The organism is Kitasatospora sp. NPDC048239 (assembly GCF_043202015.1).
In the GTDB taxonomy this organism is placed as follows: Bacteria; Actinomycetota; Actinomycetes; order Streptomycetales; family Streptomycetaceae; genus Kitasatospora.
On the sequence record NZ_JBICZP010000001.1, the window covers coordinates 668,422 to 686,802 of the forward strand.

The window sequence follows — 18,381 nt, forward strand, 5'->3', positions numbered from 1 at the left end:
CATGACTACCCGCGCGAGCCCGCCACCAAGACCCGTTGCTGATCCGAACAGGTGAACCACCCGCCGTCACGAACCGCCGGGCGCCGACCGCCGAGCCCTGACCGCGGACGACGGCCCGCGGACGACGGGCGGCGGGCGCTCACGCGGGGCGTTGCAGCACCAGCAGCGAGCGGTCGGTCAGCCAGAGCGCGTCCCCGGCCTTGACCCGGGCCCCCGTCCCCGGCGCCGGCAGCCGGGGCTGCGCGGTGTCGACCACGACCTGCCACTCCTGCCCGTGATCGGCCGGCACGGTGAACTCCAGCGGTTCGAAGTGCGCGTTGAACATCAGCAGGAACGAGTCGTCGACGATCCGCCCGCCGCGCCGGTCCGGCTCCGAGATGGCGTGCCCGTTGAGGAAGACGGTGAGCGACTTGGCGTAGCTGGCGCCCCAGTTGCGCTTGGTCATCTCCTCCCCGCTGGGGGTGAACCAGGCGATGTCGGTGAGGTCCTGGCTCGCCCCCGAGGCCGGGCGGCCCGACACCGGGCGGCCGTGGAAGAACCGGCGGCGCCGGAACACCGGGTGGTCCCGGCGGAGCCAGATCATGCCCTGGGTGAACTCCAGCAGCCGGGCGGCCGGGCCGTCCTCCTCCGGCCAGTGCACCCAGGAGAGCGCGTTGTCCTGGCAGTAGGCGTTGTTGTTGCCGGCCTGGGTGCGGCCGAGCTCGTCGCCGTGCGAGAGCATCGGCACCCCCTGGGAGAGCATCAGGGTGGCGATCAGGTTCCGCTGCTGGCGGGCTCTCAGCTCCTCGACCGCGGGATCGCCGCTCGGCCCCTCCTCGCCGCAGTTCCAGGAGCGGTTGAAGGACTCGCCGTCCCGGTTGTCCTCGCCGTTGGCCTCGTTGTGCTTCTCGTTGTACGAGACCAGGTCGCGCAGGGTGAAGCCGTCGTGGCAGGTGACGAAGTTGATCGAGGCGATCGGGCGGCGGCCGTCGTCCTGGTAGAGGTCGGAGGAGCCGGTGAGCCGGGAGCCGAACTCGGCGAGGGTGGCGTTCTCGCCGCGCCACAGGTCCCGGACGGTGTCCCGGTACATGCCGTTCCACTCCGTCCACAGCGGGGGGAAGTTGCCGACCTGGTAGCCGCCCTCGCCGAGGTCCCAGGGCTCGGCGATCAGCTTGGCCTGGGACACCACCGGGTCCTGCTGGACCAGGTCGAAGAACGAGGACAGCCGGTCGACCTCGTGGAACTGCCGGGCCAGCGTCGCGGCGAGGTCGAAGCGGAAGCCGTCGACGTGCATCTCGGTGACCCAGTACCGGAGCGAGTCCATGATCAGCTGCAGCACGTGCGGGCTGCGCATCAGCAGGCTGTTGCCGGTGCCGGTGGTGTCCTCGTAGAACCGCTGGTCCTGGGCGAGCCGGTAGTACGAGACGTTGTCCAGCCCGCGCAGCGAGAGCGTCGGGCCGAGGTGGTTGCCCTCGGCGGTGTGGTTGTAGACGACGTCCAGGATCACCTCGATGCCGGCCGCGTGCAGCGCCTTCACCATCGACTTGAACTCCTGCACCTGCTGGCCGCGGTCCCCGGTGGAGGAGTACGAGGAGTGCGGGGCGAAGAAGCCGACCGTGTTGTAGCCCCAGTAGTTGGCGAGGCCGAGGTCGCGCAGCCGGTGGTCGCGGACGAACTGGTGCACCGGCATCAGCTCGATCGCGGTGACCCCGAGCTTGGCCAGGTGCTCGATCACCGCCGGGTGGGCCAGGCCCGCGTAGGTGCCCCGGATCTCCTCGGGGATGCCCGGGTGGAGCCTGGTCAGGCCCTTCACGTGGGCCTCGTAGACCACCGTGCGGTGGTACTCGGTGCGCGGCGGCCGGTCGGTGCCCCAGTCGAAGTACGGGTTGATCACCACGGAGTGCATGGTGTGCGGGGCGGAGTCCAGGTCGTTGCGGCGCTCGGGTGCGCCGAAGTGGTAGCCGTAGACCGACTCGTCCCAGTCGATGTTCCCGCTCATCGCCTTGGCGTACGGGTCCAGCAGCAGTTTGGCGCTGTTGTGCCGCTGGCCGAGGCCCGGGTTGTACGGGCCGTGGACGCGGAAGCCGTACCGCTGGCCCGGCTGGATGCCCGGGAGGTAGGCGTGCCGGACGAACGCGTCCGTCTCGCGCAGCTCCACGGCCGTCTCCGAGCCGTCCTCGGCGAGCAGGCAGAGTTCGATCCGGTCGGCGCTCTCGGAGAACACCGCGAAGTTGGTGCCGGCCCCGTCGTAGGTGGCACCGAGGGGGTAGGGCTGCCCTGGCCAGACCTGCATGAGTCCTCAACTTCCTTGCCAACAACGGAAACTGACCCGCAATGCGGTACTCCGCCCCGGACCTGGACGCTGTCTTCCCGGCCGGGCGGCCGGGCATGTGCGGCGGTCGCGCACCGTGATGCACGGCACAGTCCGCATACTCCCCGACGCGTCCCCCGACAGCGGGGCCATTTGCCACTTGTTCGCCCGAACGGGTGTCCGGGGGGCCTCCCTGGGCCGGTAGGGGCGGGTGGGACGGGCCCCGGCCCTCGGCCAACCGGCTGCGAGCGGCTCGCGGCGGGCAGTACCCTTGATCGTCCGGCCGCCCCCGCGCTCGTGGCGATCCATCAGAAGCAGTAGCCCCAGCAGAAGCAGCAGCCCAGGCAAGAGCAGCGGCTTCGTCAGGAACCAGGTGAGGTGGCGCATGGTGTTCCCCGCCGGCGGCCGAGGCGGCGGGCCCGACCGTCCCGACCGGGGCGCCGCCCGCAGCGAGGCGCCGACCGTGGTCATGCGCCCCGCCCTGACCGGCCGGGCCGTGGTGCCCGCCCAGGGCGGCCCGGTCGAGATACCGGCCCTCGCCTGGTCCGGCGCGGAGTGGGAGGACGCCTACCAGCGGGTCCGGCTCGCCGGGCGGGCGTACGTCTGGCTCAACCTGGTCGAGCAGCGGCTGCGCTCCCTCGTCGACGAGGTGCTGCACCCCATCTACGCCCCCGCCCACGGCGAGGACTGGGTGACGGCTGCCGCCGGGCCGGTCGGCGAGGAGTGGGCGCACCGGGCCGGCGCCGTCCGCGAGGTCAGCCGCCGCAAGGGCTACCTGCTCGACCCGGCCGACGACGACCCGCTGGTCTTCCTCACGCTGCCCCAGCTGCGCGAGCTGATGGTCCAGCACTGGCCCTGCTTCGAGCCGTACCTCGCCGACCGCCGGGAGATCGAGCTCGCCCTGGACGAGCTGGAGGTCGCCCGGCACGTCGTGTCCCGCAACCGCGTCCTCACCCAGACCGTCCTGGCCCAGACCGAGCGCGCCGCCGCCCGGCTGCTCGCCGTGCTCGACGGCGGCACCGGCGGGGTGCCCGCCGACGTGGTGGAGTCCCTGGTGGCCGGCCGGTACGCGGACGTCGTCGCGGTGCACGCCGACCGGGTCAGGCTGCAGCGCGACCTGCCGGTGGAGGACCTGCTGGACGGCGCCCGGCGGCTCGACGCGCTCGGCATCGGCCTCGGCATGCTCTGCCAGAACTACACCGGCAAGCGGCTGGTCCGGCTGGCCACCGAGGGCTGCCGGGTCCGGCTGCTCTTCCTCAACCCGGCCAGCAGCGCCGTCCGCCGCCGCGAGCGCGAGCTCGGCCTCGGCCGCGGCGAGCTGGCCCGGGCGATCGAGATGAACATCATGCACGTGCGCCGGGTCCGGGCCCGGCTGCGCGACCAGGGCGGATTCGAGATCCGGGTCTTCGACGAGACCCCGCGCTTCACCGCCTACCTGGTCGAGGGGCCGCGCCCGGCAGGCCAGGCCGGCGGCCCGCGCCGCCAGACCCGGGACCTCGGCGTGGTCCAGCCCTACCTGCGGCGCGCCCGGGGCATGGAGTCGCCCGCCCTGGTGCTGCGCGGCGGCGCCGGCCAGCAGCCGGGCGGGACGGACGCCGGGCTGCTGGAGGTCTACCGGGAGGAGTTCGAGGGCGTCTGGGGGGACTCCCGGCCGGTCTCCTGACGTGCGCTCCGGCGGCCGCCCGCCCGGACCTCCCGGCCGGGCGGCTGGAAGACTGCCGGGGTGGACAGCACCCCCGACTGGACCAGGCGCCCCGCCGAGGCGGCCGACATCGAACCCGTCGCCGAACTGCGCGCCCTGGTCCTGCGACCCGACCTCGAACGGCTCGGCCGCTACGACGGGCACCGGGTCCGCCGCCGGCTGCGGGAGTCCTTCTCCACCCGGTGGACCTCGATCGTCCTGGTCGAGGGCGCCTTCGCCGGCTGCGTCACCGTCCGCCCCGCCGAGCCGGGCGGCCGCCTGCTGGAGCACTTCTACCTCGCCCCCGAACACCAGGGCCGCGGCCTCGGCTCCGCCGTGCTGCGCACCCTGCTCGCCGAGGCCGACGCCGCGGGCGAGCCGGTCCGGCTGAACGTTCTCCAGGGCAGCCCGGCCCGCCGGCTCTACGAACGGCACGGCTTCGTCCTGGAGTCCGAGGACCCGATCGACGTCTACCTGCTCCGCCCGGCCGCCGGCTGAGCCCCGCAGGCCCCGGACCCAGTCGGGCCCGGGGGCAGGCCCTAGCCCGGACGGACGGCAACCGGCGGCTGTTCAGCCGATGGACGGTCATCCGGAGCGGGCGAGCGCGGGCGAGGTCCCGAGGGGCTTGCTAGCGTCGATTCCATGATCGGCAGGCGGCGTTCCGGCCTGCGGTCGACTCCCCCCGCTGCCGGACGGCCCGCTTCGGCACGCCCGCATCCGCCCGACGATCCGGAAGGCCGACCGATGACCAGTCAGCACGCGCCAGGCGCCGGCCGCCCCGGCGCCTCGCGCCGCGGCTTCGTCCGCACCGCCCTCGGCGCCGGCACCGCCGGGGCGCTCGCCCTCGGCACCGCCGGCCCGGCCCACACCGCGCCCGCCCCGGCCGCGCCCGCCGCGACGACCGGCGGCATCCCGTTCCACGGCGTCCACCAGGCCGGCCTCACCAACCCGCCGCCCGGCTACGGCACCTTCCTCGCCCTCGACGCCCGGGCCCCCGACCGCGCGGGGCTGGAGACGCTCCTGCGCACCCTCACCGACCGGGCCCGCTTCCTCACCGCCGGCGGCACCCCGCCCGACCTCGGACCCGCCGCCGCACCCGCCGACAGCGGCACCCTCGGCCCGGTGCTGCCCACCGACGACCTCACCGTCACCCTCGCCGTCGGCGCCTCGCTCTTCGACGACCGCTACGGCCTCGCCGCCGCCAGGCCCCGCCACCTCGGCCCGATGCGCGACTTCCCCGGGGACGGCCTGCGCCCGGCCGAGTGCCACGGCGACCTGCTGCTCCAGGTCTGCGCGACCAGCCGCGACACCGTCCAGCACGCCCTGCGCGACCTGCTGCGCAGCACCGGGAGCGCGCTCCGCCCCCGCTGGCAGCTCGACGGCTACCAGAACCGGGCCCGCCCGAGCGGCGCCGCCCGCAACCTGCTCGGCTTCAAGGACGGCATCGAGAACCCCGACACGGGCTCCGCCCGCCAGATGGACGAGCTGGTCTGGGTCGGCGCGAACAGCGGCGAGCCGGGCTGGGCCGTCGGCGGCAGCTACCAGGTGGTCCGGGCCATCCGCACCCTGGTGGGCCCCTGGGACGAGGTCGCGCTGCAGCAGCAGGAGCGCATGATCGGCCGCCGCAAGTCCGACGGCGCCCCGCTCGGCCGCACCAAGGAGACCGACGCCCCCGACTTCGGACCCGACCCGGACGGCGCCGTCACCGCCCTCGACGCGCACATCCGGCTCGCCAACCCGCGCACCGACGCCGCCCGCGGCAGCCGCATCCTGCGCCGCGCCTTCAACTACGACCGCGGCCTCGACGAGCACGGCGAGCCCGAGCTCGGCCTGGCCTTCTGCTGCTACCAGCAGGACCTCTCCCGCCAGTTCGAGGCCGTCCAGACCCGCCTCGCGGGCGAGCCGCTGGCCCGCTTCCTGCGGCCCACCGGCGGCGGCTACTTCTACGTCCTGCCAGGGGTCGGGGACGAGGCCGACTGGCTCGGCCGGGGGCTGCTTGCCGCCGTCTGAGCGCCGTACCCGACGGCCCCACCGGCGGCATTGTCGGTGGGGCGGGTGATGATAGGGGCTGTTTCGACCAGCAGGACGGAAGGACACACCCCTATGAGCTGGTGGCAGCAGCCACTGGTCGGCTTCGACCTGGAGACCACGGGCACCGACCCGGCCGTGTCCCGCATCGTCACGGCCGCCCTCGTGGACACCGTCGGAGCCCGCCGGCTGAGCGCCACCGGCTGGCTGGTCGACCCGGGCGTCCCGATCCCCGCCGAGGCGGAGGCGATCCACGGCATCGGCGACGACCTCGTCCGCGCCAAGGGCCGCCCGGCCAAGGAGGCGGTGGACGAGATAGCCACCGCCCTGTGCGAGCGGCTCACCGCCGGCCGCCCGGTGGTGGCCTTCAACGCGCCCTTCGACCTCTCGCTGCTCGACGCCGAGCTGCGCCGGTACGGGCTGGCGCCGCTGGCCGAGCGGCTCGGCGGGCCGGTCGCGCCGGTCCTGGACGCGCTGGTGATCGACCGGGCCGTCGACAAGTACCGCAAGGGATCCCGGACCCTCCAGCGGGTCTGCGAGGTGTACGGCGTCGAGCTGACCGACGCGCACGAGGCCGGCAGCGACGCGCTCGCCGCCGTCCGGGTCGCCGTCGCCCTCGCCGAGCGCTACCCCGGCGAGGTCGGCGACGTCCCGCTGGCCGAGCTGCACGCCCGTCAGATCGACTGGCACCACACGTGGGCCGAGAGCCTGGAGGCCTGGCTCCGCAGGTCCAAGGACCCGCAGGCGGTCATCGACCCGCGCTGGCCGCTGCGCTGAGGGCTGCGCCGACCGGGCTGACGGCTGCGCCGAAGGCCGGGCCCGCCGCTCAGCAGAGCACGTAGATGCAGTAGTGCTCGCTGCTCTCGGCGAAGCAGTAGGTGACGCCGCTCTCCGTGATCTCGATGTCGTTGCAGCCGGCGTCGGCGCTGAGGGTGGCGGGGCCCCCGCCGCCGCCGTGGCAGGGGCTGTCCCGCCGCGCGCTGCGCGCCGCGTCCGGGCGGCGCCGCACGATGTAGGGCGGGGGCGCCGCGGGGCGCGCGGCACCGGTGAGCCCGGCGGCCTCGGACGCCTTGACCCGGCTGAAGGTCTCGACGACGACCGACGCGTCCACGTCGATCGCGAAGTCGAAGACCTCGTCGCCGCCGCTCGTCAGCCGGCCCGTCGTGGCGCGGCTGCGGACGGCGGCCTCGTCCGCCCAGACGATCGGGTGGCCGTCGCAGGGGCAGGGGTCCGTCACGCACACGCACACCTGGATCGGCAGACTGCCGGCCTGCCGCAGCGGGTGGTCCTCGGGTGCGTCGAGCGGCACGCCGGTGAGGACGGTCGTGGTGGCGTGGGCGAAGGCCCTCGCCTTGGCGGTCTCGTAACTGGCCATCGTCACTCCCGGCGGCAAGTGGCACGGTTCGCCCGTTCGGCAGGCTGGCCGGCCCTTGGCGGTTCGAGGGGGGTTCGGGGGTCCCGGTATCGAGCACAGGACTTGGCCTGAAAGCCTCGTTCGAGTCCGAACCGGATGAGGGGTCCGGTCCGGATCGACCTGATCGGACCGCGTTTTCACGCTAGCGCAGGGCCCGTCCACCCGCCTCCCCGTGCTGCGCCGCCGGTCGGCGCCCTGCCGTCCCGGGGAAGGCGGCGGAGCGGATCAGCCCGCCGGGAAGTCGAAGCGGTACCCCTGGGCGACGAGCCAGGGCAGCAGCTGCCGCAGCGCGGCGACGGTCTGGCTGCGGTCGCCGCCGCCGTCGTGCAGCAGGACCACACCGCCGGGCCTGAGTTGGCTCTGCACGGCGGAGACGATCGAGGGGACGCCCGGGCGGGACCAGTCGCGGGGGTCGACCGACCAGCCGAGCGGCCGCATGCCGAGCTCCGCGGCGATCCGCTGGTTGTCGGCGGTGAACCCGCCGCCGGGGGCGCGGAACCAGCCCACCCGGGTGCCCGGGCCGCCGGCCTGGACGATCATGTCCCGGGCGGCCGAGATCTCGTACCCGGCCCTGTCGTGCGGGAGCGCGGCGAACGGCTGCGGGTGGTGCACGCTGTGGTCGCAGAGCCGGTGGCCGGCCGCCAGGATGCGCCGGACCATGGCGGGGTTGGCTGCGGCCTGCCGGCCGATCTGGCAGAACGTCGCCTTGGCGCCGTACTGGGCGAGCAGGTCGAGGACCTGGCCGGTGGCGGTGCCCGGGCCGTCGTCGAAGGTGAGCGCCACCGTCCGCCCGCCGGAGGCGGTGGAGCGGACGACCGAGGTCGGCACCCCGCTCGCGGGCGGTGCGGGTGGCGGGGTCGGCGCGGCGGTGGGCGCCTTGGTGGCCGGGGCGCTCGACGGCGGCTTCGCGGGGGCCGGCGCCTTGGAGGTGGCGGGCGGCGGCTTGGGCGCGGACGGCCGGGCGGTGGACGGCTTCGGCGCGGCGCTGCTCGGTCCGGGGCTGCTCGGTCCGGGGCTGCTCGGCCTCGGCGCGGTGCCGCTCGGTGTGGCGCTGCTCGGCGCGGCGCTGGAGGGTGCGCCGCCCGAGGGGGAGGCGGTGGACGGTACCGGCACGGGCGGCCGGGTCGGTGTACCCGGCGCCGTGCTGACCGGGCCGGAGGAGGTGATGCCCGGCTGAGGCTGGAGCGCGCCGTTCGCGGTGCCGCAGCCGACCAGGGCCAGTGCGGCGGCGACCACCGCGACGCAGCCCGTGACCAGCGGGCGGCGGTGCCGGACGGGCGGCGAGGGGCGCTGGGAGGCGGCGTGCTCCGACATGGCTGCGGCTCCTGAGGTGCTGAGGCGGGTACCGGTCCCTCGGTCAGGATGACTGTCCGATAGGACGCCCACCAGAGCCCCGGCGGTTGCGAGGATCCGGGTGGAGTACGGCTCAGAAGGCGTACCAGTGCACGTCCGTGGCGCCCTCGCGCAGCGAGGCCACCCGGCGGCGGAACTCGGCCGGCGCGGCCGGGTTGCCCGCCGCCTGCTGCGCGACCCAGGAGGCGCTGGCCGTCTCCCTGGCCCCGCGCAGCACCGCGAAGCCGGGCCACTCGCGGACGTCCCAGCCGTACTCCTCGGTGAACGCCCGGTACTCCTCGGCCGGGACGCCGTACCGGTCGTGGCTGAGTGCGAGCACCACCAGGTCGTGCTCGCGCAGGTCCTGCGAGACGTTCTCCAGGTCGAGCAGGACGGGCCCGTCCGGGCCGACGTGCACATTGCGCGGCAGCGCGTCGCCGTGGATGACGCCGGGCTGCAGATGCGGGGTCAGATCGGGCAGGGCGGCGGCGTAGGCGTCCCGGCGGCGGCGCAGGAAGGCGGCGTCGGCCGGGTCGATGTGGCCCTCGGCGGAGGCCAGCCAGCGTTCGACCGGGGCGAGCAGGTCGCGCCGGGCGAGCGGCAGGGGCGGCGTCGGCAGTCCGTGCAGGGCGCGCAGCAGCGGCGCGAGGTCGGCCGGCCGCGCGGGCCGTTCGGCGGGGGCGAGCCGGTGCCAGAAGGTGACGGGGTGTCCGTGCGCGAGCTGCGGCCCGGGGGCGACGGCGTCGTACGGGCGGACCACGGGGATCCGCCGGTCGGCCAGCCAGTGGGCGACGGCCAGCTCGTGGCGGGCCCGCTCGTGGAGCTCGGGGCCGCGGCCGACCTTGGCGACCACGGCCGGGTCGCCAAGGTCGAAGACGGCGTTCTCGCCGAGCGCGAGCAGCCGGGCGCCGGCCGGGTCGGGCAGGCCGGCGGCTTCGCAGGCGTGGGCGAGCAGCAGGCGGGCGCGGCCCTCGTCGAAGGGGGTCATCGGGGTCCGTTCCGTGGTGGCGGCCAGGGGACGGTGATCATTCTGGCAAACGCGGGCCGGGCCCCGCGTGATGCGGGGCCCGGCCAGGGGGGAGCTGGAGCCGTCGGGTGGGGCGGCCTGGCGGGTCAGACCTCGATCCGGCGGTGCCGTGCCGCGGCCGGCTCGGCGGGGGCCGGGGCGAGCGGCCCGTCGTGGGCGCCGACCGGCGGGAAGGACTCGCCGTGCGAGAGGTCGGGCAGCCAGCGCAGCCAGGACGGCAGGTACCAGTTGCGCTCGTCGAGCAGGGTCATCACCGAGGGCAGCAGCACCGCGCGGATGATCGTCGCGTCGATCAGCACCGCGACCGCCAGGCCGACGCCCATCTGCTTCATCGCCTGCATGGAGAGGGTGCCGAAGACCGCGAACACCGCCACCATGATCACCGCGGCGCTGGTGACCACCCCGGCCGTGGAGCGGATGCCGTGCGCGATGGCGGCCCGGGTCGGCAGGCCCCGGTCGCGGCCCTCCTTGATCCGGGAGACCACGAAGACGTGGTAGTCCATCGAGAGGCCGAAGAGGATCACGAAGAGGAACAGCGGGACCCAGGACTCGACCGCGCCGACCCCGGCGGTGCCCAGCAGGGAGGCGCCCACGCCGTGCTGGAAGACCAGTGTCAGCACCCCGTACGCGGCGCCGACCGAGAGCAGGTTGAGCACCACGGCGGTGGCGGCGACGGCCAGCGAGCGGAACGAGGCGAGCATCAGCAGGAAGGCGAAGGCCACCACGAAGCCGAACACCAGCGGCATCGAGCCGGTCATCTTGTCGTTGAAGTCATAGGAGCCGGCCGTGCGCCCGGTCACCGGGGCCTCCGTCCCGGCCACCTTGAGCACGGTGGCGGGGACGATCTCGTTGCGCAGGGTCTTCAGCGCGGCGTTGCTGGTGGAGTCGTTGCCGGTGCCGTTGAGCGGGATGTCGATGGTGGCGATGTTCTTGTCGGGGTGCACCGTGATGTCCACCGGGCCGTGCATCCTGCCGCTGGCCAGGGCCTTCGCCTTGAGGTCGGCGATCGCGGCGGTCATCGCGGGGGAGTCGATGTCGGCGGCCTTGACCACCACGGTGGCGGGGGCCGGGCTGCCGGGGAAGGCGGCCTCGATCTTCTTCGAGGTGGCCACCAGGGCGTTGCCCTCGGGCAGTTGCTGCTGGAAGGTGAGGTTGGCGGTGTGCATGGTCAGCAGCGGCGCGGCCAGGCCGACCAGCAGGGCGCCGGAGAGCAGGGTGGCGGCCAGCGGGCGGCGCAGCACCGGGGTGAGGACTGCGTTCCAGACCCGGCCGCCGGTGGCGGCGTCGTCGGGGCGGCGCAGCTTGCCGAGGAAGGGGACGCGGCCCTTGTCGACCCGGTCGCCGAGCATCGACAGCAGCGCGGGCAGCACGGTGAGCGAGCCGAGTACGGCGGTGATCACGACCACGATGGTGGCGTAGGACATCGCCTGGAACTCGGCGATGCCGGTGAGGAACATGCCGGCCATGGCGACCACCACGGTGACGCCGGAGACCAGGACGGCCCGGCCGCTGGTGGCGGCGGCGATCTTCAGGGCGGTCTCCAGGTCGCGTCCGGCGGCCCGCTCCTCGCGCTCGCGGCGCAGGTAGAAGAGGCAGTAGTCGACGCCGACGGCGAGGCCGACCAGCAGCATCACCGAGCTGGCGTTGTTGCTGGTGTGCAGGAAGCTGCTGCTCAGGGCGACCAGTCCGCCGGCCGCGATGAAGGCGGTGATGGCGAGGACCACCGGCAGCACGGCGGCGACCAGCGCGCCGAAGGCGACCAGCAGGATGCCGAGGGCGAGCGGCACGGCCGTCCACTCGGCGCGGGCGAAGTCGTTGGAGAACTGCTCCTCGATCCACTTGCCGGAGCTGGCGTCGCCGAGTTCGACCACGGTGAGGTCGGGGTGCTGCTTCTGGACCTGGGCGACGGCGTCCAGGACGGCCGGGACGTTCTTCAGGGCCTCCTCGCGCTCGCCGGTGACGGTGAGCTGGACGAGCGCCGAGCGGCCGTCCGCCGAGACGGCCCTGGTGTCGTAGGGGGAGCGGACGTCGGAGGCCTTGCCGGTGGCCTTGACGCCGGTGACCACCTGCTCGACGGCGGCCCGGAAGGCCGGGGCGTCGGAGGTCAGGGTGGCACTCTGGACCAGGACGGTCTCGCCGGCGGGCGACTTGAGTCCGGCCTCGTCGAGGATCTTGGCGGCGCGGGAGACCTGTCCGGGCATCGCCTCGGACTCCTTGACCTCGTTGCTGCCGTGCATGCCGCCGAGGAAGGCGGCGAGGACGACGAAGAGCAGCCAGCCGAAGACGGCCGTCTTTCTGTGCCGGGCGCTCCAGGCGCCCATCGCGGCAGCCGTGCCGAGCTTGGTCTTCACGGGAGTTCCCCCCAGGGAGAGCGGCGGTCGAGCGCCGGGTGTGCGGCGGTTGGTCGACCGCCTGGGCAACGGCGCCGGGTGCGGGTCCGGCGTCGCAATCGACAGTAGGGAACGGGGGGTTGGGGAGGTATCCGGCTACCGGGGGAGTCGTCCCGGGGGCCCGCCTCGGGGAAGGGGTGGGGTTATCCCTACCAGGCAACCCTGATGTCTCCTCCCTGGGAGTGGGGGGAAACTCCACCCTGAGGGGGAGCGGTCTCCACCCGGAGCACGAGGTCAGCGGGCCGGTCGGCGGGTGAAGATGGTGCGGGGTCGTCACGCGGCGTCCCCGAGGGGGTGGCTTACGGGGGCTGCTTGCCGGGCGGCAGGCAAGTTCTCGTAGGATGATGTTATCTCTTACTTACCTGCCGACCGGCTAGGTGTGGGCTTCTTCGCCATGCCTGCCGGTCCTGCCGTCGCCCGGCGTCCCGTCCCCCAAGGGCTGCGGTGAACCATGCCCAGGAGGCATCACGAGCATGTTCCACCGACTAGGACACTTTGTCGTCCGTCGCGCTTGGTGGGTGATCGCGGCGTGGGTCGTCGCGATGATCGCCATCGTGGCCGGCGCGCCGACGATCACCGCGCAGACCGACGAGGCTTCCTTCCTCCCGAAGCACTACGAGTCCATCCAGGCCTCCGCGCTCCAGGAGAAGGCGTTCCCGGCCAGCTTCACGCCCTCCGCCCTGGCGCTCTTCGAGCGCAACGACGGCGGCGCGATGAACGACGCCGACAAGGCCGCCATGGCCAAGATCGTCCAGGGCCTCACGGACAAGAAGATCGCGGACGTCGAGAAGATCATCCCGGTCAGCGAGCAGACGACGTCCAAGGACGGCAAGTACGCGCTCGCGCCGATCGCCATCGACAAGGCGAAGCAGCAGTCCGAGGACTTCGGCGAGGCCGCCAAGCACCTCCGGGAGGAGGGCAAGTCGCTGTCCTCGGGGACCGACCTGAAGTTCCAGCTGGGCGGCGCCGCCGCCCAGGCCCTGGACCAGAAGGAGTCCTCCGGCTCGGCCGACGCCCTCATCGCGATGTCCACGGTCCTCCTGGTCGCGATCATCGTCGGGATCATCTTCCGCAGCATCCTGGCCGGCATCCTGCCGGTCCTGATCTCGCTGGTGGTCGCGATGCCGACGGCCAACGGCGTGATCGCCTACGCCACCAAGGCGTTCGGCCTGGAGAGCACCCCGGTGCTGTCGGCGATCCTGATCGTCGTCGTGCTCGGCGTCGGCACCGACTACTTCCTCTTCCTGGCGTTCCGCTACCGCGAGCGGCTGCGGGCCGGTGACGACCGCAAGGAGGCCGTGGCCAACGCCGTCGGCCGGGTCGGCGAGGCGATCGCCTCGGCGGCCGGTGCGGTCACCGTCGCCTTCGCGGTGCTGGTGCTCTCCAGCCTCGGCATGTTCAAGGCGCTCGGCCCGGCCCTGGCCATCGCCGTGGTCGTCACCGCGTTCGCCTCGCTCACCCTGGCCCCGGCCGTGCTCGCGGTCATCCCGGCCCGCGGTGTGTTCTGGCCGGGCAAGAAGTGGATGAACGAGCCGAACAACGCGAGGTTCGCCGCGCTCGGCCGGATGGTGGAGAAGCGCCCCGCCCTGGTGGCCCTGGCCTCCGGCGGCGTGCTGGTGGCGCTGTCGGCCGGCGCCCTGGGCTACAACGGCACCTTCGACCTGGCGGGCAGCTCCATGCCCAAGGACAAGGAGTCGATGGTCGTCCAGGACAAGCTGATGAACGGCTTCTCGGCCGGCGCGGCGGACCCGAGCCACGTCTACCTGACCAGCACCGCCGGTGCCAAGCTCGACCCGGCCGCGTTCGAGAGCTACGCGGCCAAGCTCAGCTCGGTGTCCGGAGTGTCCCCGGTCGCGGCTAAGCCCCAGCTCAGCGAGGACGGCAAGACGGCCGACTTCACCGTGCTGCTCAACCACAAGCCGGACAGCAACGAGGCGATCGACACCCTCACCGACCTGCGCGACGTGGCCCACGGCCAGGCGCCGACCGGTACGGAGGCGAAGGTCGGCGGTCTGACCGCCGTCTACAAGGACATCAACCTCGCGATGACCCACGACTACAAGTTGGTCTTCCCGATCGCGGGTCTGCTGATCCTGCTCATCCTCGGCCTGCAGCTGCGCAGCGTGGTCGCCCCGTGGTACCTGATGGTCTCGGTCGGCCTCGGCTTCACGGCGACCCTCGGTGCCGCCACGCTGATCTTCCAGCAGATCGGCAGCGAGACCGGCCTGATGTTCATGCTGCCGATCCTCATCTACCTCTTCGTGGTGGCGATCGGTACGGACTACAACATCCTGATCATCGCCCGCCTGCGGGAGGAGGCCCGTGCGGGCCGCAACCCGCGTGAGGCGGCCCGTGAGGCGCTGCGCCACGGCGGTCCGACGGTCGCGGCGGCCGGGTTCATCCTGGCGGCGTCGTTCGCGACCTTCATGCTCGCGGGCAACGTCTTCATGCTGGAGTTCGGCTTCGCGATGGCCTTCGGCATCGCGCTGGCGGCCTTCGTGATGGCGCTCTTCTTCACCCCGGCGCTCACCGCGCTGATCGGCCGCGCCGCCTGGTGGCCCGGCCACGGCGCCGACGACGAGCACGGGGCCGGGGCGGCCCCGCTGACCGGTACGCACGGCCTGCCGGAGCCGGCCGGACGGCACTGACCGCCGGTAGCAGGAGCAAGGCAGGCGGCGTCCGCTTCGGCGGGCGCCGCCTGCCCCTGTTCCACGGCCTGCAAACGTGACGTGCTGGGCAAAAACCCCCCGGTCAATCGGGGTGACGCCGTGCTACAGTCGAACCAGTTGCAGTTTTGGTTCCCATGAACGTTTGTGTGCGCCTGCTGGTTCCAACCAACAGGCGCATTTGTTTTGTCCGGTGTTTCAGTCTCCGGATGGGGATCGCGGCTACTTGGGGTCCACGAGGTGTGGGCCCTGATGCCCCAGTTTTTGAGGAGACGGTTATGGCTACCGGCACCGTGAAGTGGTTCAACAGCGAAAAGGGCTTCGGCTTCATCGAGCAGGATGGTGGCGGCGCTGACGTGTTCGCCCACTACTCGAACATCGAGGCTCAGGGCTTCCGTGAGCTCGTCGAGGGCCAGAAGGTCGAGTTCGACGTCACGCAGGGCCAGAAGGGCCCGCAGGCCGAGCACATCCGCGTCATCTGAGTCCAGCTTCCGAGCTGACTCGCGATCTCGCGTAGCGAGGGCCCGTACCGCACGGTGCGGGCCCTCGTGCATGCCGCCGAACGGCCGGGGCGGCGACTCCATCCCCGACGGCCGACCAGCCCCGCACAGGGCTGCCCACCATCGGACGGAGACTCCGTGACCACCCCTGCCCGCTCGCCGCGTGACGGCGACCGCACCACCGACCGCACCGACCGCTCGCGCAAGCCGCGCACCCGCAGCGGCGGTGCCCCCCGTACCGGCGGCGCCCCGCGTGCCTCCCGGGGCGGCGCCCCGCGCAACAGCGCCCCGCGTGCCGCTGCGCCCGCCGACTTCACCGTGGTCGAGGGCACCCCGGCCCGGCCCCCGGTGACGAGCTTCGCCGAGCTGGACCTGCCCAAGGGCATCCTGAGCACGCTCACCCGCGAGGGTGTCACCGAGCCGTTCCCGATCCAGGGCGCCACCCTGCCCGACTCGATGGCCGGGCGCGACGTGCTCGGCCGCGGCCGCACCGGCTCTGGCAAGACCCTCGCCTTCGGCCTGCCGGTGCTCGCCCGCACCGCCGGCCGGCGCGCCGACTCCCGCCACCCGCTGGCGCTCGTCCTGGTGCCGACCCGCGAGCTGGCCCAGCAGGTCACCGACGCCCTCACCCCGTACGCGACCGCCGTCAACCTGCGGATCGCCACCGTCGTCGGCGGGATGTCCATCACCCGGCAGGCCAACGCCGTGCGCCGGGGCGCCGAGGTGCTCGTCGCCACCCCGGGCCGACTGGACGACCTGATCAACCGCGGTGACGTCCGGCTGTCCGACGTCGCCATCACGGTGCTCGACGAGGCCGACCAGATGGCCGACATGGGCTTCCTGCCGCAGGTCACCAAGTTGCTGGAGCAGGTCGCCGAGGGCGGGCAGCGGATGCTGTTCTCCGCGACCCTGGACCGCAACGTCGACCGCCTGGTCAAGCGCTTCCTGACCGACCCGGTGACCCACTCGGTCGACCCGTCGGCCGGCGCCGTCACCACGATGGACCACCACGTGCTGCAGCTGGAGGCCGCCGACAAGGCCTCCGCCACCGCGCACATCGCCTCCCGCGAGGGCCGGCTGATCATGTTCGTGCACACCAAGCACGGCGCCGACCGCCTCGCCAAGCAGCTGCTCGCCAACGGCGTGAAGGCGGCCGCGCTGCACGGCGGCAAGTCCCAGCCGCAGCGCAACCGGGTGCTCGACCAGTTCCGGGACGGTCTCGTCACCGCGCTGATCGCCACCAACGTCGCCGCCCGAGGCATCCACATCGACGGCCTCGACATGGTCGTCAACGTCGACCCGCCGATCGACCACAAGGACTACCTGCACCGCGGCGGCCGTACCGCCCGGGCCGGCGAGTCCGGCACGGTCGTCACCCTCGTCCTGCCCGAGCAGCGCCGCGAGGTCAGCCGACTGATGACGGTGGCCGGCATCCGGCCGACCACGACCAGGATCCGCCCCGGCGACGCCGAGCTCGCCCGGATCACCGGCGCCCGCACCCCCAGCGGCACCCCGGTCACCGTGGCCGTTCCGGTCACCGCCGCGGCCCCCGAGGCCAAGCCCGCCGGCTCCTCGCCGCGCCGCCGCTCCGGCAAGCGCTCCGGCCTGCCGGCCGACGTCGACATGAACGGCAACCCGCGCCGCCCGCGCCCCAAGCAGCGCGTCGGCGGCGCCGCGGGCGGTGGCGGCGGCCAGGGCGGCGGCTCCTCCCGCCAGGCGGCCGGCTTCATCGGCCGCTCCTCCGGGCGCGCCAAGCCCGGCTCCGGCTCCGGATCCGGCTCCAACTACGGCACCGGTCGCCAGCGCCGCAAGACCGACTGAGACACCGGCACGCTGCGACGGCGGCGGGGGCAGGCCCGAACGGGCCCGCCCCCGCCGCCGTTCTTCGTTCGCCGGCACCTTCTCGTCCGCCGGCCCCCAGCGCTCCGGGCGTACCGGGCCGGACCCTTCGCGGCCGACGCCCGGATTTGCATGAACATGCTCATTTCACCCGCCCCCGGCTCCGCCGGACGTCCGCAATCCGGCGGGCTTCGTATTCTTTCCGGTCGCATCGGGTGGCGGTCTCCGTGCCTGGTGGGGCCCGGCGCCGGCGGTCGGTGCGCTGCTCGGGACCGGTCCGGCCCCGGCGGCGGCCGATCCTGATCCGTGAACGGAGCGTTGGCGGATATCCGTCAACTGGTTGACGACCATCACACCTTCCCCAGAAGCTTTCACGCGTCCCGCACATCTGTCACACCGTCACAACGCGGTGACAGTGCGCGGACCCCTACGGCTCCCGTCTTCGGAAGGACCTTCCCGATGCGTCGTACCGCCGCAGTACTGGCCACCTCACTGATCGCAAGCGCCGCCGCACTGGTCGCGCCCGCCACCACCGCCCAGGCGGCCGGAGGCTGCACCGCGTACGCCTCCGCCTGGAACGCCGTCGGCACCTGCTCCGGCATCGACCCGCTGCAGACCTGGTGGGTCTCGGCCAGCTGCGAGTACTGGAACGCCGACCACACGGTGCGGTTCTCCCGTCCGACCTTCAGTGGCACCGTGCTCGGCTCCGGCACGGCCATCGCCACGTGCGGCATCAACGAGACCGTGTGGTTCCCGAACATCGTCTACGGCGCCAAGCTCCCGCCCGAGCCCGCCGGCCCGGTCGGCCAGATCAGCGGCTACGCGAGCAAGTGCGTGGACGTGAAGGGCGCGAGCAGCGGCGACCGCACCCCCGTCCAGATCTACGACTGCAACGGCACCAGCGCCCAGCAGTGGAAGATCGCCACCGACGGGACCATCCGGGCCCTCGGCAAGTGCATGGACATCGACGGCGGCGGCGTCAACAACGGCACCAAGGTCCAGCTCTACACCTGCAACGGCACCGGCGCCCAGAAGTGGCAGGTCCGCGCCGACGGGTCGATCCTCAACCCGCAGTCCGGCCGGTGCCTGGACGACCTCGGCTTCTCCACAGCCAACGGCAACCAGCTCGGCATCTGGGACTGCAACGGCGCCGCCAACCAGGTCTGGAGCGTCCCGGCCTGACGGCACGGCAACCGAACCGACCGGATCACCCC

General features: G+C 73.3%; 14 protein-coding genes. 9 read left to right on the forward strand and 5 right to left on the reverse strand.

All coding sequences use genetic code 11. The features are described from left to right. Positions 1-139: 139 nt before the first annotated feature. Complete coding sequence (gene glgX / locus ACGFZP_RS02910) at positions 140-2,272, reverse strand: glycogen debranching protein GlgX (protein ID WP_392927886.1); 2,133 nt, start codon at positions 2,270-2,272, stop codon at positions 140-142. Between the two features lie 403 nt (positions 2,273-2,675). On the opposite strand from glgX, the gene ACGFZP_RS02915 reads away from it, so the two are divergent. From ACGFZP_RS02915 to ACGFZP_RS02930, 4 genes are all read left to right on the forward strand, one after another. After that, complete coding sequence (locus ACGFZP_RS02915) at positions 2,676-3,953, forward strand: SAV2148 family HEPN domain-containing protein (RefSeq protein WP_387951287.1); 1,278 nt, start codon at positions 2,676-2,678, stop codon at positions 3,951-3,953. Between the two features lie 60 nt (positions 3,954-4,013). Then, positions 4,014-4,469, forward strand: coding sequence for a GNAT family N-acetyltransferase (locus ACGFZP_RS02920; RefSeq protein WP_392927888.1), 456 nt, complete (start codon positions 4,014-4,016; stop codon positions 4,467-4,469). Positions 4,470-4,715: 246 nt separating this feature from the next. After that, the gene (locus ACGFZP_RS02925; RefSeq protein ID WP_392927890.1) at positions 4,716-5,981 is read left to right on the forward strand and encodes a Dyp-type peroxidase; all 1,266 of its coding nucleotides are present in this window, start codon (positions 4,716-4,718) and stop codon (positions 5,979-5,981) included. Between the two features lie 93 nt (positions 5,982-6,074). Beyond that, positions 6,075-6,776 carry an exonuclease domain-containing protein gene (locus tag ACGFZP_RS02930; protein ID WP_392927892.1) on the forward strand — a complete coding sequence of 234 codons (702 nt, stop codon included), beginning with the start codon at positions 6,075-6,077 and terminating at the stop codon, positions 6,774-6,776. Between the two features lie 49 nt (positions 6,777-6,825). On the opposite strand, the gene ACGFZP_RS02935 is transcribed toward ACGFZP_RS02930, so the two are convergent. Further along, entirely contained in the window at positions 6,826-7,374 is a 549-nt protein-coding gene (locus ACGFZP_RS02935; RefSeq protein WP_392927894.1) for a hypothetical protein, read from the reverse strand. Between the two features lie 264 nt (positions 7,375-7,638). Then, positions 7,639-8,196, reverse strand: coding sequence for a polysaccharide deacetylase family protein (locus ACGFZP_RS02940; protein WP_392927896.1), 558 nt, complete (start codon positions 8,194-8,196; stop codon positions 7,639-7,641). On the opposite strand from ACGFZP_RS02940, the gene ACGFZP_RS02945 reads away from it, so the two are divergent. Beyond that, positions 8,186-8,590 carry a hypothetical protein gene (locus ACGFZP_RS02945; RefSeq protein WP_392927898.1) on the forward strand — a complete coding sequence of 135 codons (405 nt, stop codon included), beginning with the start codon at positions 8,186-8,188 and terminating at the stop codon, positions 8,588-8,590. The genes ACGFZP_RS02940 and ACGFZP_RS02945 overlap by 11 nt on opposite strands. A gap of 249 nt (positions 8,591-8,839) precedes the next feature. Here ACGFZP_RS02945 and ACGFZP_RS02950 read toward each other — a convergent pair whose 3' ends face one another. Further along, a complete protein-coding gene (locus ACGFZP_RS02950; RefSeq protein ID WP_392927899.1) occupies positions 8,840-9,733 on the reverse strand; it encodes a phosphotransferase enzyme family protein in 894 nt (297 codons plus the stop codon). 125 nt (positions 9,734-9,858) lie between these two features. Further along, a complete protein-coding gene (locus tag ACGFZP_RS02955) occupies positions 9,859-12,093 on the reverse strand; it encodes an MMPL family transporter (RefSeq protein WP_392928328.1) in 2,235 nt (744 codons plus the stop codon). Positions 12,094-12,635: 542 nt separating this feature from the next. Between ACGFZP_RS02955 and ACGFZP_RS02960 the strand changes: the two genes are divergently transcribed. The 4 genes from ACGFZP_RS02960 (at position 12,636) to ACGFZP_RS02975 (ending at position 18,349) form a co-directional block, all read left to right on the forward strand. Next, a complete protein-coding gene (locus ACGFZP_RS02960; RefSeq protein ID WP_392927901.1) occupies positions 12,636-14,810 on the forward strand; it encodes an MMPL family transporter in 2,175 nt (724 codons plus the stop codon). Positions 14,811-15,106: 296 nt separating this feature from the next. Beyond that, positions 15,107-15,310: a cold-shock protein gene (locus ACGFZP_RS02965; protein WP_363609217.1), complete on the forward strand. Its 204-nt coding sequence runs from the start codon at positions 15,107-15,109 to the stop codon at positions 15,308-15,310. 156 nt (positions 15,311-15,466) lie between these two features. After that, positions 15,467-17,149, forward strand: a complete 1,683-nt coding sequence (locus ACGFZP_RS02970) for a DEAD/DEAH box helicase (RefSeq protein WP_392927903.1) — start codon at positions 15,467-15,469, stop codon at positions 17,147-17,149. Positions 17,150-17,626: 477 nt separating this feature from the next. Further along, on the forward strand, positions 17,627-18,349 hold the full coding sequence (locus ACGFZP_RS02975) for a ricin-type beta-trefoil lectin domain protein (protein WP_392927905.1): 723 nt from the start codon (positions 17,627-17,629) through the stop codon (positions 18,347-18,349). Positions 18,350-18,381: the final 32 nt, after the last annotated feature.